Origin of the sequence: Spiroplasma endosymbiont of Danaus chrysippus, from assembly GCF_902809815.1 — a bacterium.
In the GTDB taxonomy this organism is placed as follows: domain Bacteria; phylum Bacillota_I; class Bacilli_A; order Mycoplasmatales; family VBWQ01; genus Spiroplasma_E.
In genome coordinates, this window is sequence record NZ_CADDIL010000002.1 from 274513 (window position 1) to 287102 (window position 12590).

Here is a 12590-nt window from a genome sequence, read left to right on the forward strand (position 1 = left end):
TCCCTCCAGACCTCCTACCCCCAAGGCTTTTGCTACCTATAGTAGCAATAAGCCTATACGTATAGTAGTAGAAGTATTTAGTTAGTAGTATATAAGCCTTTTATCACTGTAGGTGATAAGGCTTATACGTAGAAAGGATTTGTAATGATTAATGTTAATTTAGATATTAAAAATAAAGTTAGAGAAACAACTAAAGGTATGTTATTAGAAATTGGTGAATATGAAACATGATTTCCAATTAAAGATACTATTATTAATCAAAATAATAAAAAAATAACATTAAAAATAATTGAAGATTTTAATTATAAATTAGGTAAAAAATCAATTACAAAAGATATTGAAAGTATTAAAGGTAGTGATATTTTAAAATATATTAAAAATATTTCAGATATTACTACAAATGAAAATGAATTAATATCTTGTGAATTTTATGAACAATATAATGGTTATTATATTTTTACAAATGATAAAAATCAAGAATGTTTTAAATATAACATTACATGAGAACAAGATATGAAAAGTTTTAAAATAAATAATCCATATAATGATAATGATTTAGCAATAAATTATATTGTTACACCAATGAAAGATATCAATACTCATAATGAAAAAATATTTTATTTAAAGTATTAAAGAAATTAATTATGTTACTTAATGTTGAAAAAATAGAATTAATTAAAAATTTATGTAATGAAAAATTACTTAAAAATAAAAAATATATTGAAATACAAGAAATATTAAAAATTATAGAAAGAGAGTAATTAATTATGTTGAATTTAAAAGAAGATAAAAGAATATATTTAAAATATGAAGAAATTGAAAAAATATTTGGTTCATGTGATATTTGTCATAAAAATTCATCATTTGCAAATAGAACTTGTAATAAATGTTTTTATAAATTAATGAGTGATAATGATGAAATGTAATATCCATAATGAAAAATATATTTGATTTAGTGAAATTGAAAATACATATTATTGTAATAAATGTATTGATGACATGATTGAAGAAGATATGTATTTAACATCTAATAATTGAGATTACTTATATGAATATTATATTAATGAATTACAATTAGAAAATTTTAAAGGAGTGTAAAAATAATGAATAGATTAGAATTACAAAATGCAATGAAATTAATAGAAAAATTTGAAGAATTACAAGAAGAATTTAATAGTAAATATGAAGATTTTGAAGTTGAAATTGATAATGATGGGGATTTAAAAATTAGTAATGATTATTTTATATATGAAGATGTAAATAAATTAGAACAAGTAATTATTGATTATAAAAGAATTTTTAAAGGTTAAAGGAGATGAATAGAAATGGTAGCAGCCCCAAAAAAGAAACCAGAAGATTTAATTATTAAACAAATTCATATTAGATTAAATAAAAATGATTATTATGAATTAAAAAAGATGTGTTTAGAAGAAGATATTACAATTAATAGTTTTGTAAAGAATTTAATTAAAAATGCAATAAATAGAAAGAGTGATAAATAATGAATAATTTATATAAAAAAATACTTAAATTACAATTAGAAATTGGTAGTACACCTAAAAATGGTTTTAATAAATTTGGTAATTATAAATATTGATTATTAAGTGATATTTTTAATAAATTTAAATTATTATGTAAAGAATTAAATATTGTTATTACACATGAAGATATATTAACAACTGATAGAAAAATTAATTATTTAGATACTAAAGAAGTAGAAATAACTTATTTTAAAAGATATACAATTATTGATTTAGATAATGATAAAGAAAATAAATATTTTGATATACTTGCTTGTGCTAAAAATACAGATATAGCAAAAGCAAAAGGGAGTGCAGAAACTTATGCTTATAGATATTTTTTAATGAATTTATTATTATTAAGTGAAGATGAACTTGACCCAGATAATGATAATGTTAATTTAATACAAAATAATAAACCACAAAATAATTATATTAATAATAATATAAAAATACAAAATGAAAAATGAGAACCAAGTGAAAAACAATTAGATTATTTTGAAAAATATATGATTACAAATACAGTTTTATTTGATGAATGTATCAGAGAAGATATGGAAAGATTAAATCCAAGTAATAATAAAGATTTTTTAATATTAATGGGTGAAAATTATTTAAAAACTTTATTTGATAAATTTAAAGAAATTCGTGAAAGATTTAAAAATTTAAAAAATAATAATAAAAATGAGTATAGAAATTATGAATAAATGTAGAACATGTAATAAAAGAATATTTTTAAGTAAAAATTGATGTCTTAAATGTTTAGAAATAATTGTTAATAATTTATCTGAAAATGTAGAAAATAAATATTTAAATAAAAATAAGGAGAATAAATAATGAATAAAGAAAAATTAATTAAAAAATTAGATGAATATTTAAAACTTACTGGTGATAATTGATGAGCAAAAGCAGCATTTATTAGTATTATAGATTCTATAAAAAAGGGTGAATTTGATAATGAATAAAGAAAAATTAATTAACGCACTGCGTGATAGATATAAATTATTGTGGGATAAAATTACTCAATCAACAAATAGTGATAAGATTTTATATTTACAAGCAAAATTATTTGAAGTAGAAGATTGAATTGAAAAAATAGAAAATGGAGACTTTGATAATGACTAATTATTTACTTTCAATTGACCCAAGTATAAAAAATACTGGATTTACTTTATGAGAAAAGAAAATATATTGTGATACATATAAATATATATGAAAACCAATATTAATTAGTAGTTGTAGTTTTAAAAAAAATGGTGTTGATAATTTTAATAGAGATATGCATTATGTTGTATATGGAACTTTAGAATTAAAAGATGAGTTAAATAATTCTAAAAATAATTTTGATTTAATTATTGAACGTGGTACTTTTCATTCAAAAAATGGAATTGGTTATGAAACACAAGAACATTTACGTGGTTTTATTGCTGGACAATTTAATAAATTAATAACAAAAGATATGTTAATAAGTCCAAGTGAATGAAAGAAATGATATGTAAAAAATGATAAATATTGTTCTGCTATTACATTTGTAAATGGTATAAATTATAAATGAGATAAAAATATTTCTTTGTTTATGTGTGAAAATTTAATAAAAAAAAATAATTGAAATATAAAAATATCAAATCATGATGAAGCAGATAGTTTATTAATTGGTTGATATTATTTAAATAAGGAGAATAAATAATGAATAAAGATAATTTAAAACCATGTAAACATTATATTTATTATAACGTAGAATATTATTATTTTGGAGAATGTGATATGTGTGATGAAGAAAAGGAGAATAAAAATGAGTAAAGAAAAAATAAAAGAATTACATTATACAAAATCATTATGTGATAATTGAGATTGATTTACTGAATGCGAAGGATGTAATATTGGTATATCTTTACATTGTTTATGTTCTATACATTTAAAATGTAATATGTGTGATGAAATTTGTTCAAAAGATTTTGAATGAAACATAAAACAAATTAAGGAAGTTAAATAATGCAAAAACAAAAAAAAGAAAAAGTATTACTTAAATGTATTGTTAAAGATTGTAATAGTAAAGTATTAGTTACTTTAAAAACTTTAAATATAGAAGATAGTGTAATTCAATTTTTTAATATGTGTTATTTTCATAAAAAACAATTTAAAAATAAAATAAAAGAAATAAAAAATGAATGATGATGATATAAAAAAAAAATAAGGAGTAAATAATGATAATGATAAATTGTACAATAGATGAATTTTTAAATAAATGAAAAAAAGAAAAACATTATGATGTAAGTGTTGGTCATTTCTCAGTTGATGGAGATTTTACTTTAAATTTTAAAAGTTTGCATATTGATAAAAATAATATTGAAGAATTTGAAGAATTATTAAATGATTATAATATTAATAGAAAAATTTGAGAAAAAATAGAAAAATGTAAACAATGTCATCATCATAATTCTCAAATAGAAATTGATGATGAAGATGAATAAATTAACTAATTTATCTATATTTAATATAGAAAATATGATATAATTAATTTATAAAAATAGGTTTCCGTATATTAAATCGTAAGTTAAGAATTCGGTGAGCGTAATTAACTCTAATGTAATAAATAATGAAATATTTTCCTAATTTTTAAAGAAGATAGCCGTAGAAATAAATTTTTAATTTTATTTTGTAGAGCGGTGATATATGATGAATTTCATGTCTTCTTTTTTTTATTTTTTTAATTTATAATATTAAATATAAAAAAAATAAAGGTGGTTAAAAATGAAAAGATATTTTATCTTTGGAATAGCTAATAAAACAAAAGATAAAATAATACATGAAATTGCTTTTAATCGTTCAAGAAATTTAATGTCAAAAAAAGGTAAAAATACAGTTATTATTCATACTAATAATTATTCAGATATAAAAATAAATATTGGTGAAATAAAAATTAATTTTGATAAAGAATTTCATGAAAATTTACTAAAAATAGTAACTGAAGCAATATATTTAGTTAAAGAAACTCATACTTCTTATGGAATGGAAAAATGTGATTACAGAGAAAGAGATAAAGGTGGAATAAGTTCTACATTATATAGTTTGACTACAATATGGTATCATAATAGAAAAAATATTGATATATTAGACTTAGCAATTGATTTATTAATTAGAATATGTACAGGACATTTAATTTTTAATGGAAATAAAAGATTATCTGTAATTACATGTAGTATATTTTTAAATTCAATGGGATTATATTTAAAATGAAGTAGTGAAACACATGCTTATTTAAAATATTGAGAAGATTTAATGACCAATATTGCAGATAATAAATATGGAAAAGATATAAATGAAATAAAAGAAAATAAAGAACTTAATATTAAAAATTTATTTTTAAATTCTATAATGATAAGTAATAAATGAATTTGACAATAAATTATTTAAAAAATGATATAATATATACACATATAAAAGTAAATAGGTGGTTTTAATGACAAAAAGAAAACAATTTAAATATAATGAAAAAATAATACAAAATGCAGTTAAAAATGCTTATGAAGATGAAAAATTAATTAAAATAGTAAAAAGATTAGAAAAAAAGTAAAAGTTACCAATAAGGTAACTTTTTAATTAGGTGCCAACCTAACAACAGAACAGTAAGAACTTTTTATTTCATATACTTACATAAGTAAGTCTCTTAATTATACATTATTTAAGATTGTGGGGAAATATTATTTTGGTTAGATTTTCTTTTAAAATGTATTTTAAATGTAAATATTTTTTTAATTTTATTTCAAAAAGTTTTTCAAAATCTAAATTCTGGATTTTGATTTTTATATAATAAAACACAACCTATTACAGTACCAATAATATTTAAAGAAATAGTTAATAATAATATCCCAAAGGGATTATTATTTTTACATTTTATTACACCAAAAATTAATGTTAAAATTAACACAACGATATATATATATATTGATATTATAATTCCTCCAATTAGTTCTGGATTAATATTATTAGCATATTTCATATTTTATTCCTTTACAAATTATTTTAATTGAATATAAAAAAATTATAACAAAAATAATACTAAAAATATAATTTATCTAGAATTAAACACAATTTTTGAAATGGTTAATTTATATTTTTTAACTAATATATTTTTTTCTACTCAAGTAAATCCCTCTGGTTGAATTTGAAAATCTGCTCCTTGAATTTGATTTATTATTGGAAATAATTGTATTTTTCACTTAAAATCTTTATCAGATAAATCATAAAAACCTAAATAAGTAGAATTTTCTGAATTCATATTTATATTTTTATCATAACTATAATTAACTTGAGAATATAAACTATTTTTTGAAATTTCATATAAATTATTAATATTATTTGGTATTAAACCTATTTTTGAAACCCCAACATATTGATTAATCCTTGATGATACTTGATAATATTCTATTTTAAAATCTTCAAATACTTTCATTTTATTTTCTTTAGTGTAATAAAATAATTCACTTAAATTATATGATTTAAATAATGTTTGACTTTTATTAGGAATAAAATTTTCAGTTGTTATTATATTATCATAAATTATTTTTGGTCATTCTTCTGTTTCATATTCATAATGTAAATATACATCTACACTTTTATAATATCTTTTTAAATCATTAAAAGTTTTGATTAATAATGTAGGGTCTAAATAATATTTAAAATTAATATTTATTTCTAATGGTTTTATTAAAGGTATGTTATTTTTAATTCAATTTGTATCATCTTTATAAATTTCTTGATTATTATGCATTAAAATATTTCAATTTTGTAATATTATTTCAACACTTGGATTTGTTGGAATTATTACAATTTGTTTTGCTATATTTTGTGGACTTGGTGGTAATATTTTTGCTGGATAACTAAATGTTGTTTCTTCACTTTCTGAATATTCATCATGATTTAATTTATATAAAGTTGTTCAATTAAAATCATTACCAGTCAAATAACCCATATTATTATATCTAAACTGAGCAACTGATATTTCATTATAATCACCTTGATAAGTAAATGGATTATCACTATAAAATGTATGTCTTTCTTCACCTTGATGTAATGATTGAGTTACAATTGTATCAATAATATAAGCATAATTTGAACCATCAATAACTCCATTTGCTGTTGGATTTCATTGACATTAAAAATGAACATTGCCTATTCAAAATTGAAATACAGCAATTGCTCATTTTATGATAAAATTTGAAGACAGAATTAATCTGAACTAGTACTTTGTAAAACAAAGAAACACAGATTACTAAAAAGCCTCTATTTAAGATTGTGGGGAAATATTATTTTGTTTTATTTATATCTTCAATCATACTTATTAAATCTTGTTTATCTTTAGAATTAATATTTATTTCTTTTCATGATCTACCTTTATTTTCAATTTTTAACAAAATATTATCTTTATCATATTCTACAGTAAAAAATCTTTGCTTAAATAATTTATATTTTTTATTTTTAATATTACTATCTTTATTAGCTAATAAAGACTCATTTAAATCTGGCATATAAAATCATCCTTTATGAATTAAATGATTATTTTTTTTAAAATTAATTTTTATTCATTCATTATATTTAGTTTTTCATTTTACTTTTAAATTATCATTGTGATAAATTACGGATAATGTTTTTTTTTTCATTACTCTATTTCCTTTCTTTTTGATAATAAAAACATTATAGCAATATTATCTTGCATTTAATACTATTTTATAAATTTTTGCATTACCATTACTAATATATTTTATTCCATAAGCATTTTCAAGACCTGTTCTTCTATATTCTCCTTGAATCTTACCTTGATTAATAAAAACATTAATTTTTCAGTTCAAATTATCATTTGAATTACTTAATATATCAAATCCAATAGCATTATTATTAAATTTAAAATCAGAATATTGAAATAAACTAAACTCATAATTCAATAATTGGTATTGATATTTTTCTTTATAATATGCATAACTATGACCTCCATCATTATTAATCATTGGTATAAATTTTTGCTCTTTATTAATACTAGGTATTGAGTTTGAAAATATTAATTCTTTTAGATTAATTTCTATTGAGCTATTTAATTCTTTTGATGGATTAAAACTTTCTGTAGGATTAAAGTTTGAATCATTATTATTGTTGATTTTAGTAATTGTTTCAATATTATAACTATAATATATAGTTACACTTTTATAATATCTTTTTAAATCATTAAATGTATTAATTAATAATGTTGGGTCTAGTTTTGATTTAATATCAATATCGATATTATTGGAAACTGGATTATTACTATCAAATCATTTTTGAATATTATTATAATTACCGCTACCGTCTCATTTAATTAAAGATACATCATTATAATTTAATATTACATTTATGTCTGTATTAAAAAATAATGTTTTTGCAATATTTTGAGGACTTGGTGGTAATATTTTTGCTGGATAACTAAATGTAGTTTCTTCACTTTCTTCATATTCATCATGATTTAATTTATATAAAGTTGTTCAATTAAAATCATTACCAGTCAAATAACCCATATTATTATATCTAAACTGAGCAACTGATATTTCATTATAATCACCTTGATAAGTAAATGGATTATCACTATAAAATGTATGTCTTTCTTCACCTTGATGTAATGATTGAGTTACAATTGTATCAATAATATAAGCATAATTTGAACCATCAATAACTCCATTTGCTGTTGGATTTCATTGACATTCAGTATCTTCATTAGTTAATGGTGAAGCAATATCTAAAAATTCAGTATCTTCTGCTAAAATATAAACTTTATTATTTTTCTTTTGTGATAAATCAACTGTACTTATTTGTTCTTTTACTTCTNATGCATAATTGATGTTCAGTTTTAGGATAAACTGATTGTATTGCCTCTGACATGCCTGTTAAATTATCACTACAAGCAATAAGAATATCATTTAAGCCTCGATTTTTCATTTCTGTAAAATTATTTATATTTCATTCACTATCTCAAAAGAATTTTGCTTTACCAATAGCATCACCATTACTTTTAATTGCTAATTCTTTATTACATGTTAATATTCCTTGAAAATCTTTTTGAGCTAACATATCAAATTTTCTTGCTTCTAAAAATTTTTGTCNCACCATTACTTTTAATTGCTAATTCTTTATTACATGTTAATATTCCTTGAAAATCTTTTTGAGCTAACATATCAAATTTTCTTGCTTCTAAAAATTTTTGTCATGTATCATAATGAGTAAATCCAGTTGGTTTTGCGTCCATAATATTATAAAATGTAGTTTCTGGATGACTACTTGTTGTTATTTTATCATTTATTCCAGCAAGTAAACCACCATTATTTTTAACTTCAGTTGTAGATTTTTCATTATTACCAGCAATAAATAATCTTCTTGAAGCAAATACTTTACTTTCAAATATTTCTTCATTATTTTGTTGTATTGGTTCTTGACCTTGAATTATTGGTCTTCCATAATAATAACAACTTGTTAATAATTCTAATCCATAACTTTGTCTATGACTATATCTTACACCAATATCACGCATTAAAGTACGATTTAAAGTTACTTTTCCTTGTTGAATAGTTGGGAAAGCATAACCACTACCTGGGCTTGCATATTGTACAAAATCAAGTGTATTTTGACCACTAGAAACTACTCTATCATTTAAACTACTAAAAGTTAATACTTGCATACTAAATGCACCATTATAAGGACTATAATAATTTGTTACATTTGAAATATATAATAATTGTCTATCTTGATTTTTACCACTATTACCACCAATATTTTCATTTTCATCATTAAATACACAAAAAAATTGTAAATAATCATCAATTGTAATATGTTCTTCAAACATTACTAAAGTATATTGTCTTTTTGTTTGTACTGTTTTAAATATTTGATTATTTGGTAAATTACTAAAATCAACACCACTTGTATCATCAATTAAATAAGCATTTCAATAATCTCCTATTTTATATTGTTTTGTATAAAATTCATCTTGACCATTAACTTTATGTGTTTCTTCATTAATTTTACCTTTATTTTTTTGATATATTTTTGTACTATTTTTTCAAATACATACAACTGGAGTAGTACCAGTTAATATTAATTCATATTGTCCAAAATCACTAATTTTACTATTAATTGGTTTATAACCAGTTTCAGTTAAAGGAATTGCTCCATTATTAATAACAAATGGAAATATTTTTCAATAACTACATCTTTTAATTAGCAATTGTTGTCTTTTTAATTGAAGATGTAGATGTTTCATTAATTGAATTTGTTGATGTATCATTTTCATTTTCTCCTAATAATTTTATTTCTTCTTTATCTTCTTCCATTATTTCTTTATAATGTTTTTTTGCTTGTTGTTTTGTTACTTCATCTAATTCAGCAATAGCTTGTGTATATGACATTGTTCTATCTGCTAATCTTTGACTAATCATTTCTTGTTTTAATAATTGGTCAGTCATTGCTATAGGTAAAAATTTAAAACTATAAGGTCTATCACCCTTACCATTTCATAATTTTTCATAAATTAATAACATATCAAAAAATCTATAAAAATAATATGAATAATGACTTATTTTAGTTTCTGTTGTTTCCATATCATTTTTATTATTAAATAATGATTTAGTTTTATTTTCATAATTTACACCAGAAAATTCATTATAATCATATCCAGCACCATTTCATATATCTTTACCTAAATCATCTTTATCTAAAATATAATTACTAGCTTTAAAATCACCTTGTATAACTTCCATACCACCAGCACCAGATTTATTATAGCCAGCAGTACCAACATTAACTACAATATTTTTTTTAGGATTATCAATAATTTTTCCATGTTCAATCATATTTTTAACAGTTTCATTATCAAATGCACCAAATAAAGTAGTAACATTTAATTCTCTATCAACATTTCTTTGAGTATAAGATTTATGATAATATTCAATTAAATTTCAAACTGGATAAGTATCTGGATATGCATTTAATGTTGTTGAATTACCATAAAAATTAACCATTGGTAAATTTGTTATTTCTAATATTGGTAAATAATTTCAAGGATTTTTAATTTCATAACTATATTTTGGTATTAAATTAGGTTTTAATTTTGTATGTGCTGTTCCTAAAATAATTTCTTTTTCATTTTTATTATCATTTTTATAAGTTTCAAATCTTATTTTTCCATTTTCAGCAATTACTCAAGTTAAAGTTGCACTATCTGCTTGTTCATTTATAAAAAAGAATTCTGCACATTGTTCTTCTTCATTATATTTAGCAACTCTACCAGCAAATGAATTAGGTAATACTTTTAAACTTGTACTATTATCTTTATAAATAATTGGCATTATATATACTTTTCCAAGTAAACTTTCTTGAATTCCAAATTTATATAATTTTTCAAATCATTTATCACTAATAATTTTATTAGTAAAATATTTTAAAATTTCATCTTTTTCACTATCAAATAATAAACCTTTACCTAATCATAATTTAGTTGATTTTTGAGCAATTCTCATAGGAATATCACTATATCATTCTCTTCTATTACAAGAAAGATATTCTAATGGATTATTCATTTTTATCACTCTCCAAATTTATTTTTATTAATTAATAATTCATTATTAATATTATTAATTAATCATTTCATTTTATGCATTGAAGCATACATTCTTGCATCTCAACAATTATCATATAAATCAAGCATTTGTGGTTCATTGTTTGAATTTTCTAATTTAGATTTTGCTAATCATTGCATTTTTGATAATTCTTCATGTGTATTAGAACATCTTTTTCAATTAATACTTAATATACCTTTAATCATACAAATAGTATCTCAATCAATTCTATCTCTTAAATACATTGTAGTTTTATCTACTGGAGTAAAATTTAATCAATTTATTTTTCTTTTTTCTACTTCTTTTTTTAAAATATCAATAACTGCTAATCCACCACTACCATAATCAACATAACAAGTAAATCCAAATTTCATTGCTTGAAATTTAATACTTTCATCTAAATAATAATCAATAATATTATTTGCTAATTCATAAGTATCTTTAAATTTCATAATAGCATTACTATGATAAAATTCACTTTCTTGATGTATTCTTCTAGTTTTTTCATTTTCACCAATAAAACATAAAACAGCAACAGTAGGATGTGCTTGTGAACTTGTAGCAAAACCTAAATCTAAACCACCAACTATTTCATTAACATTAAAATCTAATTCAGTTTTAAGTTTATCTAAATATCTTGCAAATATAGAACCAGTTAAAACACTAGGTACACCATAATATCAACTTTGTGCTTTAATAGGGTCTAATTCTTTTAATTCTTCTAAATCATTAATTTTATCTTGTTTTAAATTATGTTCATTTAATTTTCAATTTGAATAATGAAATAATTTAAACATTTGATTTTCTTCTATTGATTTAATTTGTTCATTATTTTCTTTCATTAAATCTAAATTAAAAGGTACACGTTTATTCATATATTCAATAAAATATTGATAAATATTATCTGGATTACAACTTCTAATTTTAATAGTTTTTTTAGCATTACCTAATGCAAAAGTAATTGCTTGAAATTCTGCTTGACTAAATTCATTTGCTTCTTCACATCATTCAATTGCTAAATCAAAACCTTTTATTTCACTTCTAGAAAGCCCTTTAAGTGGTATTCTATCATTACTATTACTATATACACCCATAACTCTAATAAATGATTTACTACCTTTAAAACGAAAATCTGCTTGTTTATTTGGATATTTTAAAGTAAAATCTTTATAATCAAAACCAATATTAATTAATGCTTCATCAATTTCTTTTGTTAATTCATTAATATCTTTATTTAATTTTCTAAAACAATATATAGCAATTGATTTATTAACTTTAATTGAAATTGCTATTAATATTGCTATTTCTTCTGCAATACTATATGTTTTACTAGAATATCTGCTACCACTTAAATTATATTCACTATGAGTAAAATCACTTTTATTTAATAATCAATAACTAATTTCATGCAAATAAGTAAATTCTTTATTCATAA

The 12590-nt window shown here is 20.6% G+C and carries 18 protein-coding genes and 1 pseudogene; 14 read left to right on the forward strand and 5 right to left on the reverse strand.

All coding sequences use genetic code 4. The features are described 5' to 3' along the window. The first annotated feature begins 144 nt into the window (after positions 1 to 144). The 14 genes from SPIRDC1_RS03420 to SPIRDC1_RS03480 all read left to right on the forward strand — a co-directional run bounded on the left by SPIRDC1_RS03420 (position 145) and on the right by SPIRDC1_RS03480 (position 4925). Positions 145 to 633 carry a hypothetical protein gene (locus SPIRDC1_RS03420; protein WP_174480549.1) on the forward strand — a complete coding sequence of 163 codons (489 nt, stop codon included), beginning with the start codon at positions 145 to 147 and terminating at the stop codon, positions 631 to 633. Between the two features lie 134 nt (positions 634 to 767). Further along, positions 768 to 926, forward strand: a complete 159-nt coding sequence (locus SPIRDC1_RS03425; RefSeq protein ID WP_174480550.1) for a hypothetical protein — start codon at positions 768 to 770, stop codon at positions 924 to 926. Further along, positions 916 to 1098, forward strand: coding sequence for a hypothetical protein (locus tag SPIRDC1_RS03430; RefSeq protein ID WP_174480551.1), 183 nt, complete (start codon positions 916 to 918; stop codon positions 1096 to 1098). Before SPIRDC1_RS03425 ends, SPIRDC1_RS03430 begins: the two co-directional genes overlap by 11 nt. Positions 1099 to 1103: 5 nt before the next feature. Next, the gene (locus SPIRDC1_RS03435) at positions 1104 to 1310 is read left to right on the forward strand and encodes a hypothetical protein (protein ID WP_174480552.1); all 207 of its coding nucleotides are present in this window, start codon (positions 1104 to 1106) and stop codon (positions 1308 to 1310) included. Positions 1311 to 1325: 15 nt separating this feature from the next. Next, the gene (locus SPIRDC1_RS03440) at positions 1326 to 1502 is read left to right on the forward strand and encodes a hypothetical protein (RefSeq protein ID WP_174480553.1); all 177 of its coding nucleotides are present in this window, start codon (positions 1326 to 1328) and stop codon (positions 1500 to 1502) included. Further along, positions 1502 to 2227, forward strand: coding sequence for an ERF family protein (locus SPIRDC1_RS03445; RefSeq protein WP_174480437.1), 726 nt, complete (start codon positions 1502 to 1504; stop codon positions 2225 to 2227). Before SPIRDC1_RS03440 ends, SPIRDC1_RS03445 begins: the two co-directional genes overlap by 1 nt. After that, a complete protein-coding gene (locus tag SPIRDC1_RS03450) occupies positions 2220 to 2357 on the forward strand; it encodes a hypothetical protein (protein WP_174480438.1) in 138 nt (45 codons plus the stop codon). Before SPIRDC1_RS03445 ends, SPIRDC1_RS03450 begins: the two co-directional genes overlap by 8 nt. Continuing rightward, on the forward strand, positions 2357 to 2485 hold the full coding sequence (locus SPIRDC1_RS10230) for a hypothetical protein (protein ID WP_255495900.1): 129 nt from the start codon (positions 2357 to 2359) through the stop codon (positions 2483 to 2485). The genes SPIRDC1_RS03450 and SPIRDC1_RS10230 overlap by 1 nt, the downstream gene beginning before the upstream one ends. Next, positions 2478 to 2645 carry a hypothetical protein gene (locus SPIRDC1_RS03455; protein ID WP_174480439.1) on the forward strand — a complete coding sequence of 56 codons (168 nt, stop codon included), beginning with the start codon at positions 2478 to 2480 and terminating at the stop codon, positions 2643 to 2645. Before SPIRDC1_RS10230 ends, SPIRDC1_RS03455 begins: the two co-directional genes overlap by 8 nt. Beyond that, the gene (locus tag SPIRDC1_RS03460) at positions 2638 to 3207 is read left to right on the forward strand and encodes a hypothetical protein (RefSeq protein WP_174480440.1); all 570 of its coding nucleotides are present in this window, start codon (positions 2638 to 2640) and stop codon (positions 3205 to 3207) included. Before SPIRDC1_RS03455 ends, SPIRDC1_RS03460 begins: the two co-directional genes overlap by 8 nt. Positions 3208 to 3312: 105 nt before the next feature. Next, the gene (locus SPIRDC1_RS03465; RefSeq protein WP_174480441.1) at positions 3313 to 3513 is read left to right on the forward strand and encodes a hypothetical protein; all 201 of its coding nucleotides are present in this window, start codon (positions 3313 to 3315) and stop codon (positions 3511 to 3513) included. After that, entirely contained in the window at positions 3513 to 3725 is a 213-nt protein-coding gene (locus SPIRDC1_RS03470) for a hypothetical protein (protein WP_174480554.1), read from the forward strand. The genes SPIRDC1_RS03465 and SPIRDC1_RS03470 overlap by 1 nt, the downstream gene beginning before the upstream one ends. After that, positions 3725 to 3991 (forward strand): hypothetical protein, encoded by a 267-nt coding sequence (locus SPIRDC1_RS03475; protein WP_174480443.1) that lies wholly within the window; start codon positions 3725 to 3727, stop codon positions 3989 to 3991. Before SPIRDC1_RS03470 ends, SPIRDC1_RS03475 begins: the two co-directional genes overlap by 1 nt. A 280-nt stretch (positions 3992 to 4271) precedes the next feature. Continuing rightward, entirely contained in the window at positions 4272 to 4925 is a 654-nt protein-coding gene (locus tag SPIRDC1_RS03480; RefSeq protein ID WP_174480555.1) for a type II toxin-antitoxin system death-on-curing family toxin, read from the forward strand. A gap of 667 nt (positions 4926 to 5592) precedes the next feature. Here the strand turns inward: SPIRDC1_RS03480 and SPIRDC1_RS03485 are convergent. From SPIRDC1_RS03485 to SPIRDC1_RS03515, 5 genes and pseudogenes are all read right to left on the reverse strand, one after another. After that, on the reverse strand, positions 5593 to 6492 hold the full coding sequence (locus SPIRDC1_RS03485) for a hypothetical protein (RefSeq protein WP_174480556.1): 900 nt from the start codon (positions 6490 to 6492) through the stop codon (positions 5593 to 5595). A 334-nt stretch (positions 6493 to 6826) separates the two neighbouring features. Then, complete coding sequence (locus tag SPIRDC1_RS03490) at positions 6827 to 7180, reverse strand: hypothetical protein (protein ID WP_174480557.1); 354 nt, start codon at positions 7178 to 7180, stop codon at positions 6827 to 6829. Between the two features lie 1193 nt (positions 7181 to 8373). Further along, positions 8374 to 8522: pseudogene (locus tag SPIRDC1_RS09995) on the reverse strand (transposase); the annotation flags it as partial. A gap of 1232 nt (positions 8523 to 9754) precedes the next feature. Further along, complete coding sequence (locus SPIRDC1_RS03510) at positions 9755 to 11116, reverse strand: hypothetical protein (protein ID WP_174480560.1); 1362 nt, start codon at positions 11114 to 11116, stop codon at positions 9755 to 9757. Positions 11117 to 11118: 2 nt separating this feature from the next. Then, positions 11119 to 12588 (reverse strand): phage terminase large subunit, encoded by a 1470-nt coding sequence (locus SPIRDC1_RS03515; protein ID WP_174480561.1) that lies wholly within the window; start codon positions 12586 to 12588, stop codon positions 11119 to 11121. Between the last annotated feature and the right edge of the window lie 2 nt (positions 12589 to 12590).